At 73.3% G+C, this 26,799-nt stretch carries 21 protein-coding genes, 1 tRNA gene and 3 pseudogenes; 17 read left to right on the top strand and 8 right to left on the bottom strand.

The features are described 5' to 3' along the window. The first annotated feature begins 10 nt into the window (after positions 1-10). The 5 genes from topA (at position 11) to ACSU6Z_RS15975 (ending at position 9,658) form a co-directional block, all read left to right on the top strand. Positions 11-2,839 carry a type I DNA topoisomerase gene (gene topA / locus ACSU6Z_RS15955; RefSeq protein WP_437046316.1) on the top strand — a complete coding sequence of 943 codons (2,829 nt, stop codon included), beginning with the start codon at positions 11-13 and terminating at the stop codon, positions 2,837-2,839. A 138-nt stretch (positions 2,840-2,977) separates the two neighbouring features. Then, complete coding sequence (gene tmk, locus ACSU6Z_RS15960) at positions 2,978-6,331, top strand: dTMP kinase (protein ID WP_437046318.1); 3,354 nt, start codon at positions 2,978-2,980, stop codon at positions 6,329-6,331. Between the two features lie 179 nt (positions 6,332-6,510). Then, the gene (locus tag ACSU6Z_RS15965) at positions 6,511-7,716 is read left to right on the top strand and encodes a DNA polymerase III subunit delta' (RefSeq protein WP_437046320.1); all 1,206 of its coding nucleotides are present in this window, start codon (positions 6,511-6,513) and stop codon (positions 7,714-7,716) included. 142 nt (positions 7,717-7,858) lie between these two features. Beyond that, positions 7,859-9,466, top strand: coding sequence for an alpha/beta hydrolase (locus ACSU6Z_RS15970; RefSeq protein WP_437046322.1), 1,608 nt, complete (start codon positions 7,859-7,861; stop codon positions 9,464-9,466). A 118-nt stretch (positions 9,467-9,584) separates the two neighbouring features. Then, positions 9,585-9,658: transfer RNA gene (locus ACSU6Z_RS15975), tRNA-Thr, on the top strand. 128 nt (positions 9,659-9,786) lie between these two features. Here the strand turns inward: ACSU6Z_RS15975 and ACSU6Z_RS15980 are convergent. Continuing rightward, positions 9,787-10,151: pseudogene (locus ACSU6Z_RS15980) on the bottom strand (tyrosine-type recombinase/integrase); the annotation flags it as partial. A 35-nt stretch (positions 10,152-10,186) separates the two neighbouring features. Here ACSU6Z_RS15980 and ACSU6Z_RS15985 point away from each other — a divergent pair. Together ACSU6Z_RS15985 and ACSU6Z_RS15990 are read left to right on the top strand one after the other, a co-directional pair. Continuing rightward, positions 10,187-11,431 (top strand): annotated as a pseudogene (locus ACSU6Z_RS15985) (IS3 family transposase). A 148-nt stretch (positions 11,432-11,579) separates the two neighbouring features. Continuing rightward, positions 11,580-12,299, top strand: coding sequence for a hypothetical protein (locus tag ACSU6Z_RS15990; RefSeq protein ID WP_437046324.1), 720 nt, complete (start codon positions 11,580-11,582; stop codon positions 12,297-12,299). Between the two features lie 705 nt (positions 12,300-13,004). Here ACSU6Z_RS15990 and ACSU6Z_RS15995 read toward each other — a convergent pair. Beyond that, complete coding sequence (locus ACSU6Z_RS15995) at positions 13,005-13,547, bottom strand: DUF4232 domain-containing protein (RefSeq protein WP_437046326.1); 543 nt, start codon at positions 13,545-13,547, stop codon at positions 13,005-13,007. Between the two features lie 670 nt (positions 13,548-14,217). Between ACSU6Z_RS15995 and ACSU6Z_RS16000 the strand changes: the two genes are divergently transcribed. Next, complete coding sequence (locus tag ACSU6Z_RS16000) at positions 14,218-15,111, top strand: glycosyltransferase family 2 protein (RefSeq protein WP_437046328.1); 894 nt, start codon at positions 14,218-14,220, stop codon at positions 15,109-15,111. 142 nt (positions 15,112-15,253) lie between these two features. Here ACSU6Z_RS16000 and ACSU6Z_RS16005 read toward each other — a convergent pair whose 3' ends face one another. Together ACSU6Z_RS16005 and ACSU6Z_RS16010 are read right to left on the bottom strand one after the other, a co-directional pair. Beyond that, complete coding sequence (locus ACSU6Z_RS16005; RefSeq protein ID WP_437046330.1) at positions 15,254-16,939, bottom strand: bifunctional 3'-5' exonuclease/DNA polymerase; 1,686 nt, start codon at positions 16,937-16,939, stop codon at positions 15,254-15,256. A 134-nt stretch (positions 16,940-17,073) separates the two neighbouring features. After that, positions 17,074-17,352: pseudogene (locus tag ACSU6Z_RS16010) on the bottom strand (Clp protease N-terminal domain-containing protein); the annotation flags it as partial. A 62-nt stretch (positions 17,353-17,414) separates the two neighbouring features. Between ACSU6Z_RS16010 and ACSU6Z_RS16015 the strand changes: the two are divergent. Continuing rightward, positions 17,415-18,617 carry a DUF2786 domain-containing protein gene (locus ACSU6Z_RS16015; protein ID WP_437046332.1) on the top strand — a complete coding sequence of 401 codons (1,203 nt, stop codon included), beginning with the start codon at positions 17,415-17,417 and terminating at the stop codon, positions 18,615-18,617. 33 nt (positions 18,618-18,650) lie between these two features. On the opposite strand, the gene ACSU6Z_RS16020 is transcribed toward ACSU6Z_RS16015, so the two are convergent. The 3 genes from ACSU6Z_RS16020 to rpmB all read right to left on the bottom strand — a co-directional run bounded on the left by ACSU6Z_RS16020 (position 18,651) and on the right by rpmB (position 20,009). After that, positions 18,651-19,190, bottom strand: coding sequence for a DUF4232 domain-containing protein (locus ACSU6Z_RS16020; protein ID WP_437046334.1), 540 nt, complete (start codon positions 19,188-19,190; stop codon positions 18,651-18,653). A gap of 277 nt (positions 19,191-19,467) precedes the next feature. Then, on the bottom strand, positions 19,468-19,773 hold the full coding sequence (rpsN, locus tag ACSU6Z_RS16025; protein ID WP_437046336.1) for a 30S ribosomal protein S14: 306 nt from the start codon (positions 19,771-19,773) through the stop codon (positions 19,468-19,470). After that, positions 19,773-20,009 (bottom strand): 50S ribosomal protein L28, encoded by a 237-nt coding sequence (gene rpmB, locus ACSU6Z_RS16030; protein ID WP_437046338.1) that lies wholly within the window; start codon positions 20,007-20,009, stop codon positions 19,773-19,775. The genes rpsN and rpmB overlap by 1 nt, the downstream gene beginning before the upstream one ends. 61 nt (positions 20,010-20,070) lie before the next feature. Between rpmB and rpmG the strand changes: the two genes are divergently transcribed. The 5 genes from rpmG to ACSU6Z_RS16055 all read left to right on the top strand — a co-directional run bounded on the left by rpmG (position 20,071) and on the right by ACSU6Z_RS16055 (position 22,573). Then, positions 20,071-20,235 (top strand): 50S ribosomal protein L33, encoded by a 165-nt coding sequence (rpmG, locus tag ACSU6Z_RS16035; RefSeq protein WP_044382365.1) that lies wholly within the window; start codon positions 20,071-20,073, stop codon positions 20,233-20,235. 8 nt (positions 20,236-20,243) lie between these two features. After that, a complete protein-coding gene (locus tag ACSU6Z_RS16040) occupies positions 20,244-20,498 on the top strand; it encodes a type B 50S ribosomal protein L31 (RefSeq protein ID WP_044382364.1) in 255 nt (84 codons plus the stop codon). Then, on the top strand, positions 20,495-21,658 hold the full coding sequence (locus tag ACSU6Z_RS16045) for a CobW family GTP-binding protein (RefSeq protein WP_437046340.1): 1,164 nt from the start codon (positions 20,495-20,497) through the stop codon (positions 21,656-21,658). The genes ACSU6Z_RS16040 and ACSU6Z_RS16045 overlap by 4 nt, the downstream gene beginning before the upstream one ends. A 6-nt stretch (positions 21,659-21,664) precedes the next feature. Next, positions 21,665-21,898, top strand: coding sequence for a 30S ribosomal protein S18 (gene rpsR, locus ACSU6Z_RS16050; RefSeq protein WP_358780142.1), 234 nt, complete (start codon positions 21,665-21,667; stop codon positions 21,896-21,898). A gap of 360 nt (positions 21,899-22,258) precedes the next feature. Beyond that, positions 22,259-22,573 (top strand): DUF397 domain-containing protein, encoded by a 315-nt coding sequence (locus ACSU6Z_RS16055; protein WP_437046342.1) that lies wholly within the window; start codon positions 22,259-22,261, stop codon positions 22,571-22,573. A gap of 217 nt (positions 22,574-22,790) precedes the next feature. On the opposite strand, the gene ACSU6Z_RS16060 is transcribed toward ACSU6Z_RS16055, so the two are convergent. After that, complete coding sequence (locus ACSU6Z_RS16060) at positions 22,791-23,270, bottom strand: ATP-binding protein (RefSeq protein ID WP_437046344.1); 480 nt, start codon at positions 23,268-23,270, stop codon at positions 22,791-22,793. A gap of 481 nt (positions 23,271-23,751) precedes the next feature. On the opposite strand from ACSU6Z_RS16060, the gene ACSU6Z_RS16065 reads away from it, so the two are divergent. From ACSU6Z_RS16065 to ACSU6Z_RS16075, 3 genes are all read left to right on the top strand, one after another. Further along, positions 23,752-24,576, top strand: coding sequence for a helix-turn-helix domain-containing protein (locus tag ACSU6Z_RS16065; RefSeq protein ID WP_437046346.1), 825 nt, complete (start codon positions 23,752-23,754; stop codon positions 24,574-24,576). A gap of 65 nt (positions 24,577-24,641) precedes the next feature. Continuing rightward, on the top strand, positions 24,642-26,102 hold the full coding sequence (locus ACSU6Z_RS16070) for an aldehyde dehydrogenase family protein (protein WP_437046348.1): 1,461 nt from the start codon (positions 24,642-24,644) through the stop codon (positions 26,100-26,102). 140 nt (positions 26,103-26,242) lie between these two features. Beyond that, entirely contained in the window at positions 26,243-26,791 is a 549-nt protein-coding gene (locus ACSU6Z_RS16075) for a DinB family protein (protein WP_437046350.1), read from the top strand. The last annotated feature ends 8 nt before the right edge of the window (positions 26,792-26,799 follow it).

Consider the following 26,799-nt stretch of genomic DNA (forward strand, 5'->3'; position numbering starts at 1 on the left):
AAGAGCGAAGTTGTCCCCGACCAGCGAGACCGCGAAGGGCGGCCGCCGACTCGTCATCGTCGAGTCGCCTGCCAAGGCGAAGACGATCAAGGGCTATCTCGGCCCCGGCTACACCGTCGAGGCGAGCGTCGGGCACATTCGCGATCTTCCCAACGGCGCCGCGGAGGTGCCCGAGAAGTACACCGGAGAGGTCCGCCGCCTCGGTGTGGACGTGGAACACGACTTCCAGCCGATCTATGTGGTCAACGCGGACAAGAAGGCCCAGGTCAAGAAGCTCAAGGACCTGCTGAAGGAGTCCGACGAACTCTTCCTCGCCACCGATGAGGACCGCGAGGGCGAGGCCATCGCCTGGCACCTCCAGGAGGTGCTCAAGCCGAAGGTCCCCGTCAAGCGGATGGTGTTCCACGAGATCACCAAGGCCGCGATCCAGGCCGCCGTGGCCAACCCGCGCCAGCTCAACCAGAAGCTGGTCGACGCCCAGGAGACCCGCCGCATCCTCGACCGCCTCTACGGCTACGAGGTCTCGCCGGTGCTGTGGAAGAAGGTCATGCCCCGGCTGTCGGCGGGCCGTGTCCAGTCCGTGGCGACCCGGCTCGTCGTCGAGCGGGAACGCGAGCGCATCGCGTTCCGCTCCGCCGAGTACTGGGACCTGACCGGCACCTTCTCGACCGGCCGCGCGGGCGACCCCTCCGACCCGTCGTCGCTGGTCGCACGGTTGCAGACCGTCGACGGCCGGCGCGTCGCGCAGGGCCGCGACTTCGACTCCCTGGGCCGGCTCAAGGCCGCGAACACCCTCCACCTCGACGAGGCGGACGCCCGCGCGCTCGCCGCCGCCCTGCGGGACACGCGGTTCGCCGTCCGCTCCGTCGAGTCCAAGCCCTACCGGCGCTCGCCGTACGCCCCGTTCCGCACGACGACGCTGCAGCAGGAGGCGAGCCGCAAGCTCGGCTTCGGCGCGAAGGCGACCATGCAGATCGCGCAGAAGCTGTACGAGAACGGCTACATCACGTACATGCGTACGGACTCCACCACCCTGAGCGACACGGCCATCGCCGCCGCCCGCGCCCAGGTCACGCAGTTGTACGGCGCCGACTACCTGCCGCCGCAGCCGCGGACGTACGCCGGCAAGGTCAAGAACGCGCAGGAGGCGCACGAGGCGATCCGTCCCTCGGGCGACCGCTTCCGCACGCCCGCCGAGACCGGGCTGACCGGCGACCAGTTCAAGCTGTACGAGCTGATCTGGAAGCGGACCGTCGCCTCCCAGATGAAGGACGCGACCGGCAACTCCGTCACGGTCAAGATCGGTGGCACGGCCGCCGACGGCCGGGACGTCGAGTTCAGCGCCTCCGGCAAGACGATCACCTTCCACGGCTTCCTCAAGGCGTACGTCGAGGGCGCCGACGACCCGAACGCGGAGCTGGACGACCGCGAGCGCCGGTTGCCGCAGGTCGCCGAGGGCGACCGGCTCGCCGCCGAGGAGATCACGGTCGACGGCCACGCCACCAAGCCCCCGGCCCGCTACACCGAGGCGTCGCTGGTCAAGGAGTTGGAGGAGCGGGAGATCGGCCGCCCGTCGACGTACGCGTCGATCATCGGCACGATCCTCGACCGCGGTTACGTCTTCAAGAAGGGCACGGCCCTCGTGCCGTCCTTCCTGTCCTTCGCCGTGGTCAACCTCCTGGAGAAGCACTTCGGGCGGCTCGTCGACTACGACTTCACCGCCAGGATGGAGGACGACCTCGACCGCATCGCCCGCGGCGAGGCGCAGGCCGTGCCGTGGCTGAAGCGGTTCTACTTCGGCGAGGGCGCGAGCAACGGGGACGCCGCCGACGCCGGCAACGGCGACGGGGACCACCTCGGCGGCCTCAAGGACCTGGTCACCGACCTGGGCGCGATCGACGCGCGCGAGGTGTCGTCCTTCCCCGTCGGCAACGGCATCGTGCTCCGCGTCGGCCGCTACGGCCCGTACATCGAGCGCGGCGAGAAGGACACCGAGCAGCACCAGCGGGCCGACATCCCCGCCGACCTGGCGCCGGACGAGCTGACCGTCGAGCTGGCGGAGGAGCTGCTGGCCAGGCCGAGCGGCGACCACGAACTGGGTGTCGACCCGGTGACCGGCCACACGATCGTCGCCAAGGACGGCCGCTACGGCCCGTACGTCACGGAGATCCTCCCCGAGGGCACCCCGAAGACGGGCAAGAACGCGGTCAAGCCGCGTACGGCGTCGCTGTTCAAGTCGATGACGCCGGACACGGTGACCCTGGAGGACGCGCTCAGGCTGATGTCGCTGCCGCGGGTCGTCGGCACCGACACCGACGGCCAGGAGATCACCGCGCAGAACGGCCGCTACGGTCCGTACCTGAAGAAGGGCACCGACTCGCGGTCGCTGCAGTCCGAGGAGCAGATCTTCACGATCACGCTGGAGGAGGCGCAGGCGATCTACGCCCAGCCCAAGCAGCGGGGTCGCGCCGCGGCCAAGCCGCCGCTGAAGGAGCTGGGCACCGACCCGGTCAGCGGCAAGCCGGTCGTGGTCAAGGACGGCCGCTTCGGCCCGTACGTCACCGACGGCGAGACCAACGCGACCCTGCGCTCCGGCGACAGCGTCGAGACGATCGCCCCGGAGCGCGGCTTCGAACTTCTCGCCGAGAAGCGGGCCAAGAGCCCCGCCAAGAAGACGGCGAAGAAGGCGGCCGCGAAGAAGGCCCCGGCGAAGAAGGCGACGGCGGCGAAGAAGACCGCCGCGAAGAAGACGACGGCCACGAAGAAGACGACGGCCGCGAAGACGACGGCGAAGAAGACGACCGCTTCCCGGGCGGCTTCCTCAGCGGCGGAGGACTGAGCCGTTCCGTCCCCGGGCGCGGGCCCCGGACGGCCTGACGTTCGCAAAACGAACGCCCCGGCATCGATTCGGTGTCGGGGCGCGCGTATGTTCGGGCGGTTGCGCCGCGGTGCCGACGGGTCCCGATAGGCTGAACGCATGACGCGAGCCGAGCAGCCAACGGCCCCTCACCCGGACCCCGACGACGCCCTGGTCGCGGACTCCCGCGAGCGCGCCGTCCGTGCCCTGTTGCGCCGGCCGCAGCTGCGGCGGTTGTGGGGCGCGCAGCTGGTGGGCGGTGTCGCAGACGCGCTCGCCCTGTTCGTGCTGGTCGTCCTCGCCGTCCAGGCGGCGATCGCCGCCGGCTCCTTCGGCGGTGGCTACCGGGGCGTGGCGTTCGCAGTGGCGACCGTTTTCGGTGTGCGCATCCTGGCGACGCTGCTCTTCGGCGCGGTCCTCCTCGGCCCGCTGACGGCACTCACCTCCCAGGACGGTCCGCTGGACCGCCGCTGGACCATGGTCGGCGCCGACGGCCTGCGGGCCGCGCTGCTGATCGTCGCGCCCCTGTGGATCGACTGGACGCCGGACGACGCCCTCGCCGTCCTGCTGGTGACCGTCTTCGTCACCGGCGTCGCCGAGCGGTTCTGGACGGTGTGCCGCGAGAGCGCGGCGCCGGCGCTGCTGCCCGCGCCGCCCCCCGAGGGCGCGACGGTACGGCCGTTGCCGGACCACATGGGCGCGCTGCGCCGCCTGTCGCTGCGTACGTCCTTCGCGGCGATCCCCCTCGCGGCGGCGGCCCTCGTCGCCGCGGGGCTGCTGAACAACCTGCTGGGCGCCGGCATCGACTGGTTCGCCGTGCACCAGGCGGCCCTCGCCTCGTACGTCGCGGCCGGGCTGTTCGCCGCCTCCCTGTCCGTGCTGTCCCTGCTGGAACTGCCCGGCACCCGCACCCCCCGCGCGCGGTCGCCGCTGGAGGGCCTGCGCCGCCCGCGGACGGCCGCGGGTGCCGACAAGGGCCGCACCGGGGCGATCCCGCTGCTGGTGCTCGCCTGCGCCGCGGTCGCCGTGGCGGTGGCCGCCGCGGTCGCCGTGGCGGTGCTGCACGCCAAGGACCTGGGCGGCGGGCCGGTGCTGTACGGGCTGGCCGTGGCCGCGCTGACCGGCGGTGTCGTCGTCGGCATCCGGACGGCCCCCGCCCTGCTGCCCTCCCTGTCGCGCCGCCGGCTGCTGTCCCTGGCGGTCGCCTTCGCCGGCGTCGCGCTGCTGGTCGCCGGGCTCGTGCCCGACGGCGCCACCGTGCTGCTGATCCTGGCGCTGGCCGGGGCCGGCGCGGGCGTGGCCGCCAACACCGGGCACACCCTGCTCGACCACGAGGTCGAGGAGCACCGCCGGGCGCGGACCACCGCGCACCTGCACGCGGTGGTCCGCGTGTGCGTGGCGCTGGGTGTGGTGATCGCCCCCCTGGTGGCCGCGGGGATCGGGCCGCACCGCCTGGAGAACGGCAGGTTCGTCTTCGCGCACGGCGGCGCCGCGTTCACGCTGATGCTGGTCGGCGCGCTGCTGCTGCCGGTGGCCGCGCTGGTGCTCGCCAAGGGCGACGACCGCTTCGGGGTGCCGCTGCGGCACGACCTGCGGGACGCCCTGCTGGGCGGCGACGACCCGGTGCAGGCGCCCGCGCCGACCGGCTTCTTCATCGCCCTGGAGGGCGGCGACGGCGCCGGGAAGTCCACGCAGGCCGAGGCGCTCGCCGAGTGGATCCGGGCCAAGGGCCACGAGGTCGTGCTCACGCGTGAGCCGGGCGCGACGCCGGTCGGCAAGCGCCTGCGGTCGATCCTGCTGGACGTCTCCAGCGCCGGACTGTCGCACCGCGCGGAGGCCCTGCTGTACGCGGCGGACCGCGCCGAGCACGTCGACACCGTGGTCCGGCCCGCGCTGGAACGCGGCGCCGTGGTGATCACCGACCGCTACATCGACTCCTCCGTGGCCTACCAGGGCGCCGGCCGCGACCTGTCGCCGACCGAGATCGCCCGCATCAACCGCTGGGCGACCGACGGGCTGGTCCCGCACCTGACCGTGCTGCTGGACGTCTCTCCGGAGGCCGCCCGGGAGCGGTTCACCGAGGCGCCGGACCGGCTGGAGTCCGAGCCGGCCGAGTTCCACGCGCGCGTGCGGGCCGGTTTCCTGGCGTTGGCCGCGTCCGACCCGGGACGCTACCTCGTCGTCGACGCGGGCCAGGAGGCCGAGGCCGTCACCACCGCGATCCGGCACCGGCTCGACCAGGTGCTGCCGCTGTCCGAGGCCGAGATCCGGGCCCGGGAGGAGGCGCGCCGCAAGGCTGAGGAGGAAGCCCGCCGCAAGGCGGAGGAGGAGGCCGCGCGCAAGGCCGAGGAGGAGCGCCTGGAGCGCGAGCGCCAGGAGCAGCTGGCGCGGCTGCGCGCCGAGGAGGAGGAGCGCAAGCGGCGCGAGCTGGAGGAGGCCCAGCGCCGCGAGGCCGAACGGCAGGCCGAGGAGGCCCGGCAGCGCGCCGAGGAAGCGCGCCGGCGCGCCGAGGAGGAGCGGGCGCGGCTGCTGGCGGAGGAGAAGGCCCGCGCCGAGGAGGAGGCCCGGCGCAGGGCCGAGGAGGAGCGCCGCCGCAAGCAGGAAGAGGAGGAGGCCCGGCTGCGCGCCGAGGCCGAGGCGCGGCGCCTGGAGAAGCAGCGGAAGGCCGAAGAGGCACTGCTCCGCGCCGAGCAGGCCCGCCGGGAGGCGGAGGCCGCGGCGGCAGCGGCCGCGGCGGGCCCCAGGCCGGTGGTCCCGGCGGCCGGCGTGACGCCCGCCGACGCGGCTTCGGGCGCCTTCCCGCGCCCGGGGACCTTCGCCGCCGCCCCGGACGCGGCGCCCGAGGCGACGCCGGCGGACGCCTCCGGGGGACCGCTGGAGGAGACGGCGGTGCTGCGGCCGGTGCGGGACGAACCGGACGCGCGCGGTCCGCGGGACCGGCAGCACGCACCGCACGTCCAGCACACCCAGGATGTACAGGGCGCAGGGGACGCGCGGGCCGGGTACCGGGGGCGGGACGCCGGAGCGGCCTCCGGCGCACCGGGTTCTCCCGCGCCGGACTCCGAGGTGACGGCCGAACTGCCGAAGCCGCCGGTCCCGCCGGGCGCGGCGGAGGGGACGGCGGTGCTGCCGCAGGTGCCGCCGGGCGCCGCGGACGACACCGCGGTGCTGCCGCAGGTGCCGCCGGGCGCCGCCGACGAGACGGCCGTCCTGCCGCCCGCGCGGGGCGAGGACCCTGCCGACCGGGTGCCGCCGGGCTTCTTCCGGGACGAGCGTCCGGCCCCGCAGCCGGACGGTTCCGAGGGCCGTACGCGGGAGCTGCCCCGGGTGGACGCCGGTCAGGCGCCGCGCCGGCGGCGTTCCGACTGGGCGGAGGAGACGCCCCTGGACGACCTGCCGACGCTGGCGGACGAGCTGCTGGGGCCCCACGAGGAGGACGGCGACGGGGGAAGGGGCCGGGCCGGAGGACGCTGAGCGGGGATCCGGCGGTCGTACCGGACCCCTCACCGGCCCGGACGGGGCGGGCCGGTGACCCCGCACCGGCCCGGCGTTGTCAGTGGGTGGCCGCACAATGGACGACGCCGCGAAGAGCGCGCACGAACACCACGTACGAAGAGCGCGACGCGCAGTGTGACGGAAGGACGGCGTGACCCATGAGCGTGTGGGACGACCTCGTCGGGCAGGAGAAGGTGAGCGAGCACCTCGCCGCCGCCGCCCGGGACGCCGACGCCTTCGTCACGGCCGCCGCGACCGGCGCCCCCCCTCCCGAGGCGTCGAAGATGACGCACGCCTGGCTGTTCACGGGCCCGCCGGGCGCGGGCCGGACGCAGGCGGCGCGGGCCTTCGCCGCCGCGCTGCAGTGCGTGAGCCCCGACCGCGCGCTCGGCGGCGTCCCCGGCTGCGGCTTCTGCGACGGCTGCCACACCGCCCTGATCGGCACCCACGCCGACGTCACCACGATCGCCGCCGTCGGCACGCAGATCCTGGCCCGCGACATGCGCGACACCGTCCGCAAGTCGTTCACCTCACCCGCGACCGGCCGCTGGCAGATCATCCTCGTCGAGGACGCCGAGCGGCTGAACGAGCAGTCGGCCAACGCCGTCCTCAAGGCCGTGGAGGAGCCCGCCCCCCGCACGGTGTGGCTGCTGTGCGCCCCCTCCATCGAGGACGTCCTGCCCACGATCCGCTCCCGCTGCCGCCACCTGAACCTGCGGACGCCGCCGGTCGAGGCCGTCGCCGACATGCTCGTGCGCCGCGAGGGCATCGAGCCGGAGGTCGCCGCCGCCGCGGCCCGCGCCACCCAGGGCCACGTCGACCGGGCCCGCCGCCTGGCCACCGACCCGGCCGCCCGCGAGCGCCGGGCCGCCGTGCTGAGGCTGCCGCTGCGCGTCGAGGAGGTCGGCGGCGCGCTGAAGGCCGCGCAGGAACTGGTCGACGCGGCGGCGGAGGACGCCAAGCAGCTCGCCGAGGAGGTGGACGGCAAGGAGACCGAGGAGCTGAAGGCGGCCCTCGGCGCCGCGCAGGGCGGCCGGCTGCCGCGCGGCACGGCGGGCGTGGTGAAGGACCTGGAGGAGATGCAGAAGCGCCGCAGGACCCGTACGCAGCGCGACAGCCTCGACCTCGCCCTGACCGACCTCACCGGGTTCTACCGCGACGTGCTCGCCCTCCAGCTCGGCTCCCGCGTGGCGATCGCCAACGCCGACGCCGGGGACGCCCTGGAGCGCCTCGCCCGCAGCAGCACCCCCGAGGCCACCCTCCGCCGGATCGAGGCGATCGCCGCCTGCCGGCGCGCCCTCGACCGCAACGTGGCCCCGCTGCTCGCGGTGGAGGCGATGGCCATGGCGCTCAGAGCGGGCTGAGGCCAGGGCCTCGCGGACGGCGCGCCGGGCGGGCGCCCGGCGTGGGAACGAGGGGCGTGAGGGCTCCCGGCGGCGCAACTCGTCCGGGGGCACTGCGGGCACACAGCGCGTCGGGACCGTCGCACCCCGTTACTCTCGCTGAATGCACACAAGGCGTTCCCTCCGCAGGATCCGTACCGGTACCACGGCCGCTCTGCTCACCGCCGCGCTGCTCCTCACGGCGTGCTCCGCCGAAAGCGCGTCGAGCTCCGCGGGCCCGGCGACCGAGGCGACACGCGCGTCCGCCACCGCGGCCCCGGTGCTGGCCGCGCTTCCCCGATCCGTCCCGTCCGCGCTGGTCCCGTACTACGGGCAGAAGCTGCGGTGGCGCGACTGCGGCGTCCCCGGCTTCCAGTGCGCCACCCTGAAGGCGCCGCTCGACTACGCGAAGCCGTCCGGGGGCGACGTCCGGCTCGCCGTGGCCCGCAAGAAGGCCACGGGTCCGGGCAAGCGGCTCGGCTCGTTGCTGGTGAACCCGGGCGGGCCGGGCGGCTCGGCCGTCGGCTACCTCCAGCAGTACGCGGGCATCGGCTACCCGGCGGAGGTCCGCGCCCGCTACGACATGGTGGCGGTCGACCCGCGCGGCGTGGCCCGCAGCGAGCCCCTGGAGTGCCTCGACGGCCCGAGGATGGACAGGTACACGCAGACGGACGTCACCCCGGACGACGACAAGGAGGTCAGCGGCCTCGTCGGCGCCTACAAGGAGTTCGCCGAGGGCTGCGGCGCCTCCGCGCCCAAGCTGCTGCGCCATGTCTCGACCGTCGAGACGGCCCGGGACATGGACATCCTCCGGGCGGTGCTGGGGGACGGGAAACTGACCTACGTGGGAGCGTCGTACGGGACGCTCCTCGGGGCGACGTACGCGGGCCTGTTCCCGCACCGGGCGGGCCGGCTGGTGCTGGACGGCGCCATGGACCCGTCGCTGTCGGCCCGGCGGCTGAACCTGGAGCAGACGGCGGGCTTCGAGACGGCGTTCCGGTCGTTCGCGAGGGACTGCGTGCGGCGCAGCGACTGCCCGCTCGGCGGCCCGGGCACCACGCCCGCGCGGGCCGGGCGGAACCTCAAGGCGTTCTTCGACCGGCTCGACACCCGTCCGATCCCCGCCGGCGGCTCCGCCGGCCGCAGGCTCACCGAGTCCCTGGCCACCACCGGCGCGATCACGGCGATGTACGACGAGGGCGCCTGGCAGCAGCTGCGCGAGGCCCTGACCTCGGCGATGAAACGGAACGACGGCGCCGGCCTGCTCGCCCTGTCCGACGGCTACTACGAACGCGGCCCCGACGGCACCTACAGCAACCTGATGTCCGCCAACGCCGCCGTGAACTGCCTGGACCTCCCCGCCGCCTTCTCCTCCCCCGAGGAGGTGCGCAAGGACCTCCCCGCCTTCGAGAAGGCGTCCCCCGCCTTCGGCGAGAGCCTCGCCTGGGCGTCCCTGGGCTGCGCGTACTGGCCGGTGGAACCCACGGGCGGGCCGCACCGCATCCAGGCGAAGGGCGCCGCCCCCATCGTCGTGGTCGGCACCACCCGCGACCCGGCGACCCCGTACCGCTGGGCCCGCTCCCTGGCCCGCCAGCTCTCCTCCGCCCGCCTGCTCACCTACGACGGCGACGGGCACACCGCCTACGGCCGCGGCAGCTCCTGCATCGACTCCGCGATCAACGCCTACCTCCTGCGGGGCACGCCCCCGGCGGACGGGAAGCGCTGTTCGTAGCCCTGCCGCGGCCCCCGGCCGGCCCCGGGGCGTCCACGCCCCGGGGCCGGTACGAAGCACCCCGGGAAACTGTGTAGACTTACCGTCGTTGCTGATCGCACCATGGTGCGGACGGCGTGCCGCTTTAGCTCAGATGGCCAGAGCAACGCACTCGTAATGCGTAGGTCTCGGGTTCGAATCCCGAAAGCGGCTCTGAAAAACCCCAGGTCAGATAGCCGCTGATCTGGGGTTTCCTGCTGCTCGGGGCATGACGCGTCACACGGCCGGGGTGCCGTGAGATGGCTTGCGTGAGCGATGCGTGAGCGGAGCGGGCCGGTGCCCTACTTCTTGGGCTTCTTCCGCTTGCCCTTCCTCTTGGACCTGGTCTCGGCTTTCGCCTTGGCCGCCGCCTTCTTGGCGGCCTTACGGGCCTCCTCCGCCTCGGTCCTCCGCTGAAGCGGTACGAGCTTGGCGGTGGCCTCGGCCGCGTTCTTGCCGACCTGCGGCAGGACGCTCCGATAGATGTCCCGTGTGATCGGGTGTCGCTGTGCCCGAGTGTGTCCGACACGATCTTTACGTCGATGCCGGCGGCGAGCATGAGCGTGGCCACGCCGTGGCGGAGGTCGTGCAGCCGGATCGGAGGGAGCCCGGAGGCGGCGACGAGGCGCTCGAAGAGGTCGGCCACCTTCCCGGGGTGCAGCCAGGAGCTGAGGCTGATCCTTTGGAGTGGACACCCTGACAATGGATCTTGATGGTCCAGGGAGGGATGTCCAGAGGGGACGCAAGTCTCCGTATCCGGAGGAGCTCAGGAAGGACGCTGTCGCGCTCTACCGCGCCGCGGCCGGGAAGCGGAACGTACGCGGCGGTGGCCGCGGATCTCGGCATCACCGCGGAGTCGCTTCGGACGTGGGTGCGCAAGGACGCGGCCCAGGCCGTGCCCGAGGGCCGCGACGGCAGCGTGAACGCGGCCGAGGAGCTGGCCCGGTTGCGAGTGGGGAACGCTCGGCTGCTCAAGGCCGAGCAGGAGTGGCAGCTGGAGCGCGAGATCCTGCGCCGGGCAGCCGCCTATTTCGCTCGGGAGGTGAAGTGACACCCTGCCGCTGGGACTTCATCGCCGACAACCGAGCCGACTTCGGCGTCAAGCGGATCTGCCGGGTGCTGGGAGCGTCCCGCGCCGGTTACCACCGGCACTCGGCCACTGAACAGGCACGCACCGAGCGCCAGGCCGAGGAGGAGCGGACCGTGAGCGAGATCCGCGCCCTCCACGCCGAGCACCAGGACGCCTACGGCGCCCCGCGCGTCCATGCCGAGCTGCGGGCGAGAGGACGCAGGATCAACCGCAAGCGCGTCACCCGGCTGATGCGGGTCAGCCACATCGTCGGCCGGCACCTACGCAAGAAGAAGCCGACGACGATTGCGGACAGGACCGCGCCGCCCGCACCGGACCTGGTGAAGCGTGACTTCACCGCGGACACGCTGAACATCAGGTGGTGCGGCGACATCACCTACACAGCCGTCGGCACGACGTGGCTCTGCCTCGTCACGGTGATCGACATCTGCTCGCGGCGGGTGGTGGGCTGGTCGATCGCCGACCACATGCGCACCTCCCTGGTCACCGACGCGATCGAAATGGCTGTGGCCACCCGCGGCAGCCGGGTGAACGGCGTCGTTTTCCACACCGACAGGGGCGCCCAGTACAGCGCGGCCGCCTTCGCCGAGGTCAGCCGCCGGCACGGGATCCGCCGCAGCATGGGATGCGTCGGCTCGAGCTATGACCATGCCCTCGCCGAGTCGTTCTTCCAAGGCCTCAAACGCGAATTGCTCCACGGCCGCCGCTGGACCTCGAAGGCACAGACCCGGCTGGAGCTGTTCCGCTGGCTGTTGTACTACAACCGGCGCCGTCGACACTCCGCACTCGGCTACCTCACACCAGCCGAGATCGAACAGCAACTGATCACGTCACGTACGCTCTCACTCGTCGCATGAAACCCGGTGTCCACTCTCGGGGATCAACCTCAACCACGGGCTACGCCCGGGTCATGGACCAGGCACTGGCCGACATGGGGTACAAGGGCAATTAGTGGAAGCTGACGGGACTGGTGGCACGGTGGTCACGGGGCGGGCGAACCGTCTCGTGACCACCGGCTGCCTGACCATCCTGATCGCGCTGATCACCGTTCTCGGCGTCTTCGTCTCCTGGTTGTGGTACCGGCACTGGCATGACGGAAACGTCAACAGCGAGCGCAAGGAGAAGGCATCCGCATTGATTCGGAAGCAGGCCCGTGAGGCGGCGGACGACACGGCCCGCGCACTCGACAAGAGCGGCACCACCGATGCCGACACGCTCACCGGTGTGATCTGGCAGCACTCCGAAACCCCGGTGATCACCTATGACGCGTCCCGCCGCGAGTTCACCGCCACGGCCGCGAGATCCGCCCAGTACGACGAAGCGCTCCTGTTCCCTGGTGGCGGGCCCGTCCAGCTGACCCGGTGTTTCGTCCACACCTACACCCACCGCCCCGGCCAGGCATGGACGTTCCGTGTCTCCGAGCGGGACGACGATGTATGCCGTCCGAGTACCCAGATCGGCGGCCGCGTCCGTCTGGCGCTGACACGCATCTCGAGCATGTACGCCGAGGACTTGACGCGCGCCGGAGTACAGGAAGCCCTCGACCCCACCGGACGGCGATCCTTCGATGTCAAGGACGTGGTGCGTGAGGGGGACAGGATGACCCTCTCCGTCCTCGTCTCGAGCTCGGAGAAAGCAGTCGACCAGTGCTACCGCTTCACCCGGCCCGTCGCCGGCGACGACGGCCAAGGCTCCGCCACAGCGGTTCCGGTGGCTTCGTGCTGACCTTAGCGGCGGTGGTGACAGCTCTGGTGGGGTGGACGACGCTCGAAAAGCTCCACGCGTGGGCAGAGTGCCCGGCCGACGAACACACCGCGTCCAGGATTGCAAGCGATGCCCGGTCCGGCTTCTACCACTACACACCAGCCGCCTTGCCCGGCATCGTGTTGATGCCGTCAGCGGTTGGGCAGGTCCGCGTCTCGCCAGGTTGCACGGCAACCACCTTGTCGTGATCGCTTCCAACACGCCGTCTCGGCCATCGCACCGCGCGGCGTCGCGGCATTGCCTTCCATCGCCTCGGACGACTGCAGCTCGCGGAATTACTGGACGCAACCCTGCGATGCGTGAGCGGACGGTGCGGCACAAGGTGGATTCAGCGACAGACACCGACGAGGCCGCAAGTCGCTGATCAGGGAAATCGAGATCCGATGTGATCATGCGGCACCCGCCCTCACGACCCCACGAGCCCTCGTAATGCGTAGGTCTCGGGTTCGAATCCGGAAGCGGCTCTGGAAAATCCCAGGTCATGTATCCCTTGACCTGGGGTTTTGTCGTTCCGTGGGTATGGTGCCGAGGCGGGCCCCGGTGAAGGGTCCGGGCGTGCCGCCCGCCGGACGCGGCCACCGCGTCACCCGGAGGTTTCACCTCGTTCCGGGAGTCCCGCGGTGGCCACCGGCGACGCCGGGGAAGGCTCAGGGGCCGCCCAGTCGGTTACATCCCGACCGGGTGGAGATAGGTAGCCGGGCGGGTGGCGCCGTCCTGCTTGAGGATCTGGCCGCCGAACGGCCACTTCAGGGTGAAGTGCTCCGTCTCGTTCGGCGGAGTGACCAGGAACTTCGCCGGAACGAACTTCTCCTTCTGGGGCGTGGACCCGGCCACCGGGAGCAGGGTGATGCCGAAGTCCACCGTGTCCCCCTGCTCCAGGGTCATCTTCACGGGCTTTTCGGCGGAGCGCGCCAGCGACCAGGTGCCGTCGGTCTTCTGAGCGCCGATCATGTCGACACCGGCGAAGCCGGACAGGGTGCAGGTGCGCTCGCTCTTGTTGGTGAACCAGATGTGGGCCCGGGTCTGCTTCTCGCTCTGCTCCATCTCCGGCCTCGCGTCTCCCCCCATGGCGAAGCCGGCCCTCAGGTCGGCGGTGTGGCAGCGGGTCGGCACGGCCTTGGCGGAGGCGGCCGAGGCCGGGACGGCGGTGGCGGCGGTGCCGGCGACGACGACGGCCGCAAGGGCCACGGCGGTCAGCTTGTTCTTCATGAGATTTCGGTTCCCCCTCGGATACGGGTCGGCGCGCGGGGTCAGCGCGCGCTTACGCACCTGAAGATGCGCCGTGCCCGGGGAAGGTTCGGTCCGTCGGGAAAACTTTTCCGGACGGCTGGGTTCCCGGCCGCGGCCGCGGCCGGGAACCCGAGGGGGAGGCGTGCCGGTCGTCCCTCGGGGGCCGCGGTCCCCGTCGCCGTTCGCTCCCGGGCGGTCCGCCACCCTCCACCGAAGTCCGGTGACCTCTCCGACCAGGGCGTGAGCAGCAGGATGAACAAGGGGAAGCCCGGGCCGATATCCGACGATTCGGCATACCCGGGTCGCGGGTCCGCGTCCCGGGAACGGCCCCTTCCGCCCGCCCTTCCCGGGCCGGTGCGGCGGAAGGTCCTGGAGCACCGGGCCCGCCGTCCGGCGCGCACCGGAACCCGGTGGCGGACGGCGGCAGCCGTAGTGGCCGCTCGACGGTGCCCGGGCCGTTTTGTCGGTCTCGCGGCGTTGTCCCGTCTTTCCGTCCAACCGCGCGCCTCCTCCGTGGAACGCCGCCGTGAACGGCTAGCATCGCGCGAGCGCGGCCTCCGGTCGCGGAGGCGTCGGTGGACGTACCGGGAGAGGCGCCGGCGGATGTGCCGGGACAGGCGCCGGGAAACGTGTCGGGAGAGGTGAGGGCATGGGGTCGCCGAGGATCGCCGTGGCCGTGGTGACCATGGGCAACCGGCCCGCCGAAGTGGACGCCCTGCTGGAGTCCGTGGCCGGACAGGACGTGCCGCCCGCGCGGATCGTGATCGTCGGCAACGGCTGCCCGCTGCCCGAGTTCGCCCGGCGGCTGTCGCTGCCCGGCGAGGTCACCACCGTCGAGACCGGTGAGAACCTCGGCTGCCCCGGCGGGCGGAACGTGGCCCTGGCGCGGCTGCGGGAGTACGGCGACGTCGACGTGGTCGTGGAACTGGACGACGACGGGCTGCTCGTCGACACGGACGTGCTCCGCCGCGTGCGGGAACTGTTCGCCGCCGACGACCGGCTCGGCATCGTCGGCTTCCGGATCGCCGACGAGCACGGGCGGACGCAGCAGCGGCACGTGCCCAGGGTGGGGGCGTCCGACCCGATGCGGGGCGGATACGTGACCGGGTTCCTCGGCGGCGGGCACGCGCTGCGGATGGCGATGCTCGACGAGGTCGGCGACTGGCCCGCCGAGTTCTTCTTCGCGCACGAGGAGACCGACCTGGCCTGGCGCGCGGCCGATGCCGGGTGGCGCATCCTGTACGCGCCCGAGCTGCTGCTCCGGCACCCGAGGACCTCGCCCGCGCGGCACGCCGTCTACTTCCGGGTCAACGCCCGCAACCGGGTGTGGCTGGCCCGCCGCCGGCTCCCGCTGCCGCTCATCCCGGTGCACCTGGGCGTGTGGCTGCTGCTGACCCTCGTGCGGAACCGGTCGCGCGCCGGGCTGCGCGCCTGGTTCGGCGGGTTCGCGGAGGGCGTCCGCAAGCCCGCGGGGGAGCGCCGGCCCATGCGCTGGCGGACGGTGTGGCGGCTCACCCGGCTGGGACGGCCCCCCGTCGTCTGAAGCGGCCCGCCTCCCGCCCGTGCGGGACGGTGGGGGAGGGCCCCGGCCGGCGCCCCGACGCGGTGGACGGAACCGGCGCGCGGGCGGCCCCCGTGGTGCCCGGTGGTGCGGGGGCCTGTCCCGCGGGACCGGCGCGGGCCGGTCACTTGGCGTCCGCGTAGCACTCCACCACCGCCGTCGTGAACGGGAACCGCACCGGGGTGTCCCCGAACGTCAGCCGCCCGGCGAGGTCCGCCGCCTCCCGTATCGCCGCCACGACCGTGTCCGCCTCCTCCTGCGGACAGTGCACGATCACCTCGTCGTGCTGGAAGAAGACCAGTTCGGCCGCCAGGTCCGCGCAGGCGCGCCGCAGCGCGGCGAGCAGCAGCAGGGCCCAGTCGGCGGCGCTGCCCTGGACGACGAAGTTCCGGGCGAACCGGCCGCGGGCGCGGGCGTCGGTGGAGGCGTGGCCCGGCACCCACTCACGGTCGTCGGACTCCGCTCCGGCGAGGGGAATGCCGGCCTCCCCGGCGTCGTCGTCCTCCGCCCGGGCCGCCGGCGGGCAGGTCCGCCCCAGCCAGGTCCGCACCAGGCGGCCCTCCTCGCCGGCGCGGGCGGCCTCGTCGACGTACGCGATCGCCTTCGGGAAGCGGCGTCTGAGCGCGGCGAGGTTCCTCAGGCCGTCACCGGCGGTCTGGCCGTAGACCGCGCCGAGCACGGCGATCTTGGCCTGGGCGCGGTCGCCGGAGAAGGCCCGGTCGGACACCGCCTGGTACAGGTCGCCCTCCCGGCCGGCCACCTCCATCAGCCCCGGATCGCGGGAGATCGCCGCCAGCACGCGCGGTTCCATCTGGTCGGCGTCGGCGACCACCAGCCGCCAGCCCGGGTCGGCGACGACGGCCCGCCGGATCACCTTGGGGATCTGCAGCGCGCCCCCGCCGTTGGTCACCCAGCGTCCGGTGACCGTCCCGCCGGCCAGGAACCCGGGCCGGAACCGCCCGTCGCGCACCCAGTCCTGCAGCCAGGACCAGCCGTGCGCCACCCAGATCCGGTAGAGCCTCTTGTACTCCAGCAGCGGTTTCACGGCCGGGTGGTCGATGGAGCGGATCTCCCACCGGCGGGTCGACCGCACCTTGATGCCGGCCTGCGCGAAGGCCTTGACCACGTCGGCGGGCAGATCGGGCCGCACCCGGCGTCCGAAGGCGGCGGACACCTCCTCGGCCAGCTCGGCCAGCCGGCGCGGCTCGCCCCCGCCCGCGTAGCGCTCGCCGAGCAGGTCGTGCAGCACCTCGCGGTGCACGTCGGCCCGCCACGGCAGGCCCGCGCGGTTCATCTCGGCGGCCACCAGCGTCCCCGCCGACTCGGCCGCCGTCAGCAGCCGCATCCGGTCGGGGTGCGCGGTGCGGTCGTGCCGCCGCTGCTGCTCGGCGTAGACGGCGATGAGGTCGCTCAGCGGTACGCGGACGGCCTGCGGTTCGAAGAGCGGGGACTGCGCGCCGGGCTCGGCGGACCGCTGCGGCGGATCGGGCGGTACGGGGCCGCCGCGCAGCCGGGCCAGGGCGGCGGCGGCCGAACGGGGTTCGCCGTAGCGGCCCTCGTGGCCGAGCAGGAGCGTCTCGGCGTCCTCGACGTCGTAGCACCGCTCCACCCGCACCCCCGCGGCGAGCAGGCGCGGATAGACCTCGGCGGTGGACCGCCACACCCACCGCGTGACATCCGGCCGGCCGCGCACGGCCTCGGCGAGGTCCGCCTCCCGCCGGACCGGCCCGGCGGGCAGTCCGTCCGGGCCGAGGGGCGCGACCTCCGCACCGCCGCCCTCGGCCACGGCGAGCGCCCACCGATCGGCCATGCCACGAGTGTCGCAGGCGGGTCTGACAACGCCCCGCGGCCGGCCGCCGCCGGGGTCCCGGTCACACCGGGAAGGGCTGCCACCGGGGCGCGGGGCGGGCCCCACGCCCCGGCCGGCCCCGGGTCGTGCCCTGCCTACGCCTCCTGTCCGGGCGTCTCCAGGAACCGCGCCAGCACCTCGGTGACGTACTCCTCGGTCCTCCCCTTGTCGATGCCGAGCCCGCTCAGCACGCCCTCGCCGTTCCCGTGTTCCAGCAGGGCGAGCAGGAGGTGCTCGGTGCCGACGTGGTGGTGGCCGAGGCGGAGCGCCTCGCGGAAGGTGAGTTCCGGGGCCTTCCCGGCCGCCGGGCCGTACGGCACCGGCTCCGGGGCCTCGGCGGCGGCCGGCGCACCCGCGTGCCGCGCCGCAGCACGTCCGCCGGCCGCCCGCCTGTTCCGGGAAGGAGACGGCGCCGGTCCCGTGACACCATCGCCGGGTGAGCACGCCCAGCACCGTCGACCGCGCCCTGCGCACCGCCCTGTACGACACCACCGACGCCACCCTGGACACCGCCGCCTCCCTGCTCGCGGCCGATCCGGCGGCGGACGCCGAACTCGAACGCCGGGGGCGGGAGTTCGTGGCCGCGGCCTGGCGGCGCGGCTGGCAGCCCGCCGACCTCGTGCGGATCGTGCGCCGGGAGCTGGACGACGTCCACGTGCGGCTGGTCGCCGCGCTGATCCGGGCGCAGGCGCCGTACGACGGCCCGCGCGGGCGCCGCTGGGCCGGGCAGCTGGACGCGCTGCCCGCCGGGACCGCGCCCCGCACCGACCGCTTCTCGCACGCCACCGCCGTGCTGGAGCTCTACCGCCTGCTGCTGCGCCTGCCCGCCCTGGAACCCCTGGACGCATCCGACGCATCCGGCGCATCCGGCGCATCCGCCCCCGGCCCCTCCGCCGGCTCGTCCCCCGGCGCGCGCGACCCCCGCCCGGAGTCCCGGACCCTCGGCCGGGTCCGCGCCCTGCTCGCCAAGGCGGAGGCGACCGCCTACCCGGAGGAGGCCGAGGCCCTCAGCGCCAAGGCGCAGGAACTGATGGCCCGCTACAGCATCGACGCCGCGCTGCTGTCGGCCCGGGCGCCGGCGCCGGACGCCCCGGGCGCCTGCCGGATCGGGGTCGAGCCGCCGTACGAGCAGGCCAAGGCGGTGCTCCTCGACGCGGTCGCCGCCGCGAACCGATGCCGGGCGGTGTGGAACGAGCCCTTCGGCTTCTCCACCGTCGTCGGCTTCGAAGCCGACCTGGAGGCGGTCGAACTCCTCTACACCTCGCTCCTGGTCCAGGCCGAATCCGCGATGACCCGGGCGGAGGCCGGGCAGCGGGCGGGCGGCCGGAAGCGGACCAAGACCTTCCGTCAGTCGTTCCTCGCGGCCTACGCGCACCGCGTCGGCACCCGCCTGCGCGCGGCCGAGGAGGCCGTGATCGAGGAGACCGCCCGCGGACGGGATGCCGGTTCCGCGGGGCCGGCCGCGGACCTGCTCCCGGTCCTCGCCTCCCGCGAGGCCGCGGTCGCCGACCGCCTGGAGCGGATGTTCCCGGAGACGACCACGACCCGGTTGCGCGGGGTGAGCGACGCGGCGGGCTGGACGGAGGGCACCCACGCCGCCGACCGCGCCCGCCTGCGACCGGGGCCCCCGCTGCCGTGACGGGCCGCCGGTCCCGGGCAGGAGGGGCGGACGTCAGTCGCCCGCCTGCTGGAACGGCCCCACCGAGGCGTCCGGCAGCCCCTCCCCCTTCAGCGCGACCTCTCCGTACGACCACGGGAAGCCGCGCGTGTCCGAGGCGCCCGGCAGGGCGACGTCCGCCGACTTCACGGCGAGGCTCCGCCCGCCGCCCGCCTCACCGCGCACGTAGGTGAGGGTGAAGGAGACCGCCGCGCCCTCGGCGAGGGTCAGCTTCCGCGCCCGGGCGGCCTGCTCGGCGGGCACCTCCACCGGCGCGTCACCGGCCGACAGGGTGACGGCGGGGAGGCCGTCCAGCGTGCACGCGGCGCCGCGGTTGGTGACGGTGAAGGAGACGGTGCCCGTGTCCCCGGCGGCCGGCGCGGCACTCGCGCCGGCCTCGATGTCCACCTCGTCGACCCGGCAGACGGCCCCGTCCCGACCGGCTCCCCGGTCGCCGGCGCGGGAGTCGCCGGCACCGCCGCCGCCGTCGTCACAGGCGGTCAGGACGAGGGCCGCGGCGACGGCGACGGCGGCTGCGGGGGCGATGGCGCGCATGGGAACGTTCCTCTGGGACGGCGGCAAGGGGGCGGTACTGCGGACGCCGTCACCGGATCCGGCTCCCGGACGCCGCCGGCGGTGCCGATCCGTACGTCAGGAACCGACACCGGACGCCGGCGACCCGGACGGGAACTTACCGCCCCGCGCCTCGGTGTACGTCTCCGGCCCGACGCCGCCCTCCCGGGTCGCCCCCATCGTCGTCCCGTCGGCGGAGCCGACCGCCCCGGGACAAGCCGCCAGGGGGGCCTCCCGGATCCGGGGCAGGTGCCCGGCGCTACCAGGACGCCTTGCGGACCCCCGGCAGATGCCCGGCGTGCGCCTGCTCCCGCAGGCCGATCCGGGACAGCCCGAAGGCGCGGAAGTAACCGCGGGGCCGCCCGTCGGTCTGGTCGCGGTTGCGTACGCGCGTGGCGCTGGCGTCCCGGGGCTGGCGCCGCAGCTCCCGCTGGGCGGCGATCCGTTCGGCCTCGGTCGAGGTCGGGCGCCGGATGATCTCCTTCAGCTCGGCCCGGCGGGCGGCGTACCGCGCCACGGTCTCCTGCCGCTTCTCGTTCTTCGCGATCTTGCTCTTCTTGGCCATCAGACCCGCACCCCCCGGGCGCGGATCCGGGCCACGGCCGCCTCGACGCCGATCGTGTCGACCGTCTTGATCCCCCTGGCGCTCAGCTTCAGCCGCACGTACCGGCCCTCGCTCGGCAGCCAGTACCGCTTGGTCTGGATGTTCGGGTCGAAGCGGCGGGAGGTCCGCCGGTGGGAGTGCGAGATGCGGTTGCCGAAGCCGGGCTGGGCGCCGGTCAGCATGCAGTGCGCGGACACGGTGACGTACCTCTCCTCAGACGCTGGTGTTAATGGAATTCATTTTCAGTAAGATAGCAGCATGGCACGCAACGAACTCCGTCCGGTCATCAAGCTCCGGTCCACCGCCGGGACCGGCTTCACCTACGTGACCCGCAAGAACCGCCGCAACGACCCGGACCGCCTGACCCTGCGCAAGTACGACCCGGTCGCCGGCCGCCACGTCGACTTCCGAGAGGAGCGCTGAGGCACGCCATGCGCAAGGGGATCCACCCGGCCTACGGTCCCGTCGTCTTCCGCGACCGTGCCGCGAACCACGCCTTCCTCACCCGCTCGACCATGACGAGCGAGAAGACGATCGAGTGGGAGGACGGCAACACCTACCCGGTCGTCGACGTCGAGATCTCGAACGTCAGCCACCCCTTCTACACCGGCACGGCCCGCGTCCTGGACACCGCCGGGCGCGTGGAGCGCTTCGAGCGCCGCTACGGGAAGCGGGGCGGGGCATGAGTCTGCCGGTGGTGATCGTCGGCGGGCTGCACGCCGACGCCCGCCGGGCGGCCGTGGCACGGCTGCTCGCCGACGTGCCCGGCAGTGTCGCCCTCCACCACGACCTGGCGACCGCCGCCGCGGGCACCGTCGTGCGGACCGTGCGCGACGCCCGCGGCGTCCGGTCCACCGGCGAGACCCCGCTCGTCAACGACTGCGCCTGCTGCGCCCTGCGCGAGGACCTGGTGCCCGAGCTGGAGCGGCTCGCGGACGCCGGGGACACCCCGCTCGCGGTCGTCGAGCTGTGGGACTCCGTCGAGCCCAAGGCGATGGCGGAGGTGGTGGCGGCCGGCGGCCTCACCGTCACCGGCGTGATCACCGCCGTCGACCCGGCGCTGGTGCTCCCGTACCTGGCCAACGGCGACGACCTCGCCGAGGGCGGCCTCGCCGCCGCGGCCACCGACCAGCGCACGGTCGCCGACACCTTCGCGCGGCAACTGGAGTACGCCCCCGTCCTCGCCGTCGCCGACTCCCCCCAGGCCGACGACGAGGACCGCGAACTGCTGTCCCAGCTGCACCCGACGGCCCGCCAGGTCCCGATCGGCCACGGCGACCTGGCGGGCGCACCACCGCGTCCGGGCCCGACGGCCCTGACCGAGGCGGCCCTGGCCGGTTTCGACGTGGAGGCCGCGGCGGCGGCCCAGCACCCGGCCTGCGCCCTGCTGCCCGCCGAGGCCGACGCGCACGGTGTCGCCACCTTTGTCTGGCGCCGGCACCGCCCCTTCCACCCGGAGCGGCTCTACGCGGCGCTGGAGGACCTGACCTGCGCCGCCGCCCGCAGCCGCGGCCGGTTCTGGCTCGCCGACAAGCCGGACACGCTGCTGCACTGGGACGCGGCCGGCGGCGCCCTGTGCGTGGAGAGCGCGGGCCCGTGGCTGGCCTCCCTGCCCGACGCGGCCTGGGGGATGGTTCCGCCGGTGCGCCGCGCCGCCGCCGCGCTGGACTGGCACCCCGAGCACGGCGACCGCTGCCAGCACCTCGTCTTCACCTCGCCCGGCCTCGACCGCGACGGGCTGGAGCACCTGCTGGAGTCCTGCCTGCTGACCGACGCCGAGTACGCCGCCGGGCGCGACGCCTGGAAGCGGCTGCCGCCCGCCTTCGACACCCTCCTGGAGGTCTGACCGCCCATGCCCCGCAAGCCCGACCGCAAGCCCGCCAAGAGCCGCCCCAACCCGCTGGACCAGGCCGGGATCACGTACATCGACTACAAGGACACCGACCTGCTGCGGAAGTTCATCTCCGACCGCGGCAAGATCCGCAGCCGCCGCGTCACCCGCGTGACGGCCCAGCAGCAGCGTCAGCTGGCCCGGGCGGTCAAGAACGCCCGGGAGATGGCGCTGCTGCCGTACGCCACCCGCTGACCGGCGCCACCGCGCCACCCCCGCGCAGGGGCCCGCTCCACCGAGCGGGCCCCTGCCGCTGTCGCACGGGCGTCCGCCGCGCCGGCTCCTGGCGCACCGATACTTGTTGCAGATTCACCTGTTGCATGTTCATCGAAATCGGGGGCATACCCGAGTCGTACGCGGGAACGGCCCCCGCCGCCGCGGGCGCCGGAGAGGCCGAGGTCCTCGGCAGGGCGGCCGGCGAGGCCGTAATCGCGGGACCACACGCCGTGCACGTGCATTTGCTCATTCAGGTGCACGAGCGGCACGTTATGATCCGGAACAGTTGACCACCGCATCAATGGCCACACCAGCCAGTGCACCACCGGGGAGCGACCTGTGGACCACGACGTGTACGACGGTGAGGCGTACGACGGTGAGACGTACGGCGGCGGGGCGTCCGGCGGCGCCCGCGCGTCCGGCGTGTACAACGGCATGGCGGCCACGGAGCTGCACGGCGTGGCCTGGCAGAAGAGCCGGCACAGCAACTCGCAGGGATCCTGCGTGGAGTTCGCGCGCCTGCCGGGCGGGGACGTCGCCGTGCGCAACTCCCGCTTCCCCGACGGGCCGGCGCTCGTCTACACGCGCGCCGAGATCGAGGCGATGCTGCTGGGCGTCAAGGACGGCGAATTCGACCACCTGATCGCGGGTTGACCGCGGGGCCCGCAGGTCGGCCGTGGGACGGCCGCGGGTCGTGCCGTGACGCGCGGGGGCGCGGGGGGACGCGCAGGGCGCACGGGCTGATGGGGCGCACGGGCTTGCGGGGCGCACGCGCGGCGTCCGGTGGCGCACCGCGTCCGTCACGGACGGCACACGCGCGCCGCCCGGGCGGCGCGCGTGGAGCCACGGCGCGGGGAAGCGCCGTGGCGGATCAGCATCCGGGCGGCCGGAGCCGGAACAGCGCCCAGACGACCTTGCCCTCCAGGGGGCCGGCGAGCGGGTACCAGCCCCAGCTGTCGCTGAAGGAGCCGACGAGGAACAGCCCCCGGCCGGACTCGGCGGAGAAGTCCTCGCCCTCGCGGGCGACCGGGCTGTCGTGGCTCGGGTCGCGCACCGCGCACACCAGCCGGTCGGGCCACCGCATGAGGTGCAGCCGGACGGGCGGCTCCTGCCGCGCCGACCGCGGGCCGTCCGCCGGCAGCGCGTGGCGCAGCGCGTTGGTCACCAGCTCCGAGACGACCAAGCACACGTCGTCGAAGCGGTCGCCCAGCTCCCACTGGCCGAGCGTCCTGCGGGCGAACCCCCGGGCCTCGCGCACCGCTTCGTAGCAGGCGGGCAGGGCGCAGGAGGCGGCGTTGTCGACGGATACGGGATCCAGCGGCGGAAGGCCCTGCCGTAACGGCTCGAGCATGGTCGATCCATTCGTCCCCATGCGAGGCACTCCCGGAATTCGCGGTCGTAGCGATGCGGCGGTGGTGCGGGACCATGGTTTCGGATGCGCAGAGCAGATGCAAGGGCAGATGCACGTGCACGTGACCGAAATGAGCCTTCCCGCACCGCTTGTTGGTCAATTTTTCTGTCATCTTCGCGGTTTCTTCGCGTCCTTCCCGCCGGACGTCCGACGCCACCCGCCGCCTTCCGCCCCTCCCGCCCCCTTCTTCCCCTTCCCCTTCCCTTCCCCCTCTTCCTCCCTTTCCCCCTTCTTCACGCTCCTCCCCTCTTCCCCTCTCGTCCGTTCCCGCCCGTTCCGCATGGAGCGTCCCGCTTGTTTCCGTCTCCGTAACCGATCGAGTACTGCTCGGAGTGTTTTACTGGCAGACTGCGGCCCTTGGAGACGGTTGGGGAGGCTGGCGAAGGTGAGCGCGGGAGAATCGGGATCGGTGGTGCGGCGCATGCTGCTCGGATCACACCTGAGGCGACTGCGTGAGGCGCGGGGGATCACGCGCGAGGCGGCGGGGTACTCGATCCGCGCCTCGGAGTCGAAGATCAGCCGGATGGAGCTGGGCCGGGTGAGCTTCAAGACGAGGGACGTGGAGGACCTGCTGACGCTGTACGGCGTCACGGACGAGCAGGAGCGCGCCTCCCTGCTCTCCCTGGCCAGGGAGGCCAACGTCGCGGGCTGGTGGCACAGTTACTCCGACGTGCTGCCCAGCTGGTTCCCGACCTACGTGGGCCTGGAGGGCGCGGCCTCGCTGATCCGCGTGTACGAGGTGCAGTTCGTGCACGGCCTGCTGCAGACCGAGCAGTACGCGCGCGCGGTCGTCCGGCGCGGCATGAAGGGCGCGAGCGAGACCGACGTCGAACGGCGGGTGGCGCTGCGCCTGGAGCGGCAGAAGTGCCTCGTCGCCGAGAACGCGCCCGAGTTCCACATCGTCCTGGACGAGGCCGCCCTGCGCCGCCCGTACGGCGACCGCTACGTGATGCGCGGCCAGTTCCAGCACCTGATCGAGATGTCCGAGCGCCCCAACATCCGGCTCCAGGTCGTGCCGTTCGGCCTCGGCGGGCACTCCGGCGAGAGCGGCGCGTTCACGATCCTCAGCTTCCCGGAGTCCGACCTGTCCGACGTCGTCTACCTGGAGCAGCTCACCAGCGCCCTGTACCTGGACAAACGCGAGGACGTCGTCCAGTACGAGACGGCGCTGAAGGAGCTCCAGCAGGACAGCCCCAGCCCGGAGGAGAGCCGCGACCTCCTCAGGGGGCTCATCCAACTCTCTTGAAACACAAGTACGATGACGCTCCATCAGGCAGTCGGCTGGCGGAAGCCAGGGGATGGAGGGGCCACATGTCGTCGTACTTCACGGACCTGGCTCAGCAGTACATCGACGGTGAGTGGCGCCCGGGCACCGGTTCCTGGGACATCATCGACTTCAACCCGTACGACGACGAGAAGCTGGCGTCGATCACCATAGCCACGGTCGACGAGGTCGACGAGGCGTACCGGGCGGCCGCCCGCGCCCAGAAGGAGTGGGCGGCGACCAACCCCTACGCCCGCCGCGCGGTCTTCGAGAAGGCCCTGCGGGTGGTCGAGGAGCGGGAGCCCGAGATCACCGAGGCGATCATCGCCGAGCTGGGCGGCACCCGCGTGAAGGCCGCCTTCGAGCTCCACCTCGCCAAGGAGTTCCTGCGCGAGGCGGTCCACCTGGCGCTGCGTCCCGAGGGCCGGATCATCCCCTCCCCGGTCGACGGCAAGGAGAACCACGTCTACCGCGTGCCCGTCGGCGTCGTCGGTGTGATCAGCCCGTTCAACTTCCCCTTCCTGCTGTCGATCAAGTCGGTCGCCCCCGCGCTCGCCCTCGGCAACGCCGTGGTGCTCAAGCCGCACCAGAACACCCCGGTCGTCGGCGGCACCCTGATCGCGAGGATCTTCGAGGAGGCGGGCCTGCCGGGCGGCCTGCTCAACGTCGTCGTCACCGACATCGCGGAGATCGGCGACGCCTTCCTCGAGCACCCGGTCCCGAAGGTCATCTCCTTCACCGGCTCCGACAAGGTCGGCCGCCACGTCGCCACCGTCTGCGCCGCGCACTTCAAGCGCTCGGTCCTCGAACTGGGCGGCAACAGCGCGCTGGTGGTCCTCGACGACGCCGACGTCGACTACGCGGTCGACGCGGCGGTCTTCAGCCGGTACGTCCACCAGGGCCAGGTCTGCATGGCCGCCAACCGCGTCCTGGTCGACCGCGCGATCGCCGACGAGTTCACCGAGAAGTTCGTCGCCAAGGTCAGGTCCCTGAAGACGGGCGACCCGAGCGACCCGCGGACCGTCATCGGCCCGGTGATCAACTCCCAGCAGGCGGACGCCGTCTCGGGCGTCGTGGAGCGGGCGGTCGCCGAGGGCGCGACCGCCCTGCTGCGCGGTGGACGGACCGCCAACCTGGTCGAGCCGTCCGTCCTGACGGACCTCCCCGCCGACTCGGCCCTGCTGAGGCAGGAGGTCTTCGGCCCGGTCGCCTTCATCGTCCCGTTCGACGGCGAGGAGGAGGCCGTCCGCATCGTCAACGACACCCCGTACGGCCTGAGCGGCGCCGTGCACACCGGTGACGTCGAGCGGGGCGTGCGGTTCGCCCGGCGGATCGACACCGGCATGTTCCACGTGAACGACGGCACCGTGCACGACGAGCCGATCGTCCCCTTCGGCGGCGAGAAGCACTCCGGCGTCGGCCGGCTGAACGGCGACGCCATGCTGGACGCCTTCACCACGCTGAAGTGGATCTCGGTGCAGCACGGGCGGAGCGGGTTCCCGTTCTAGACCCCGGTCCCTTCGGGTTTTCCCGGCTTTCCGGCCGTGGCGGGCCATTGAGGACAGCGACTGCCCTCAATGGCCCGTAGCGTCATCGGTGTCAGTGAAGAGGGCCCCGGCAGAGAGCGACCCGACGAAAGGCGACCGTCATGGTCACCCACGTTCCCGCGGAGGCACCCGGCGACGAGCGCGGAGCGCTGCTGTCCTTCCTCGCCGAGCAGCGCGGCGGCATCCGGCGGGCGGTGCTCGGGCTGACGGACGAGCAGGCCGCGAGCAGGCCCAGCGCCGGCGAGCTCAGTCTCGCCGGACTCGTCGAGCACGCCGCCGAGGTCGAGCAGAGCTGGATCGCCCGCGCCAAGGGCGAGCCGCCGGCCGTGGCGCGGGACGAGTCGAACTGGCACGAGTGCTTCCGGCTGGTGGGCGACGAGGCCGTCGCGTCACAGCCGGCGTACTGGGAGGAGGTCGCCGCCGGGACGGAGGAGTTCATCCGCTCGGTGCCAAGCCTGGACGACACCTTCCCGCTGCCCGACCGGCCCTGGTTCCCGCCCGAGGGCCGGGTCTCGATGCGCTGGCTGTGCCTGCACCTGATCCGCGAGACGGCCCGGCACGCCGGCCACGCCGACATCGTCCGCGAGTCGCTGGACGGCGCCACCGCCTGGGACCTGGTGGCCGAGGAGCAGGGCGCGGGCCGGGGATGATCCGCGCG

Source organism: Streptomyces sp. enrichment culture, from assembly GCF_964273145.1.
Taxonomy (GTDB): Bacteria; Actinomycetota; Actinomycetes; order Streptomycetales; family Streptomycetaceae; genus Streptomyces.

Coding starts and splice junctions, on each gene's coding strand:
- tmk (WP_437046318.1), top strand. CDS start 2,978: ATGACGCGAGCCGAGCAGCCAACGGCCCCTCACCCGGACCCCGACGAC.
- ACSU6Z_RS15965 (WP_437046320.1), top strand. CDS start 6,511: ATGAGCGTGTGGGACGACCTCGTCGGGCAGGAGAAGGTGAGCGAGCAC.
- ACSU6Z_RS15970 (WP_437046322.1), top strand. CDS start 7,859: ATGCACACAAGGCGTTCCCTCCGCAGGATCCGTACCGGTACCACGGCC.
- ACSU6Z_RS15995 (WP_437046326.1), bottom strand. CDS start 13,547: ATGAAGAACAAGCTGACCGCCGTGGCCCTTGCGGCCGTCGTCGTCGCC.
- ACSU6Z_RS16000 (WP_437046328.1), top strand. CDS start 14,218: ATGGGGTCGCCGAGGATCGCCGTGGCCGTGGTGACCATGGGCAACCGG.
- ACSU6Z_RS16005 (WP_437046330.1), bottom strand. CDS start 16,939: ATGGCCGATCGGTGGGCGCTCGCCGTGGCCGAGGGCGGCGGTGCGGAG.
- ACSU6Z_RS16020 (WP_437046334.1), bottom strand. CDS start 19,190: ATGCGCGCCATCGCCCCCGCAGCCGCCGTCGCCGTCGCCGCGGCCCTC.
- rpsN (WP_437046336.1), bottom strand. CDS start 19,773: ATGGCCAAGAAGAGCAAGATCGCGAAGAACGAGAAGCGGCAGGAGACC.
- rpmG (WP_044382365.1), top strand. CDS start 20,071: ATGGCACGCAACGAACTCCGTCCGGTCATCAAGCTCCGGTCCACCGCC.
- ACSU6Z_RS16040 (WP_044382364.1), top strand. CDS start 20,244: ATGCGCAAGGGGATCCACCCGGCCTACGGTCCCGTCGTCTTCCGCGAC.
- ACSU6Z_RS16045 (WP_437046340.1), top strand. CDS start 20,495: ATGAGTCTGCCGGTGGTGATCGTCGGCGGGCTGCACGCCGACGCCCGC.
- rpsR (WP_358780142.1), top strand. CDS start 21,665: ATGCCCCGCAAGCCCGACCGCAAGCCCGCCAAGAGCCGCCCCAACCCG.
- ACSU6Z_RS16060 (WP_437046344.1), bottom strand. CDS start 23,270: ATGCTCGAGCCGTTACGGCAGGGCCTTCCGCCGCTGGATCCCGTATCC.
- ACSU6Z_RS16065 (WP_437046346.1), top strand. CDS start 23,752: ATGCTGCTCGGATCACACCTGAGGCGACTGCGTGAGGCGCGGGGGATC.
- ACSU6Z_RS16070 (WP_437046348.1), top strand. CDS start 24,642: ATGTCGTCGTACTTCACGGACCTGGCTCAGCAGTACATCGACGGTGAG.
- ACSU6Z_RS16075 (WP_437046350.1), top strand. CDS start 26,243: ATGGTCACCCACGTTCCCGCGGAGGCACCCGGCGACGAGCGCGGAGCG.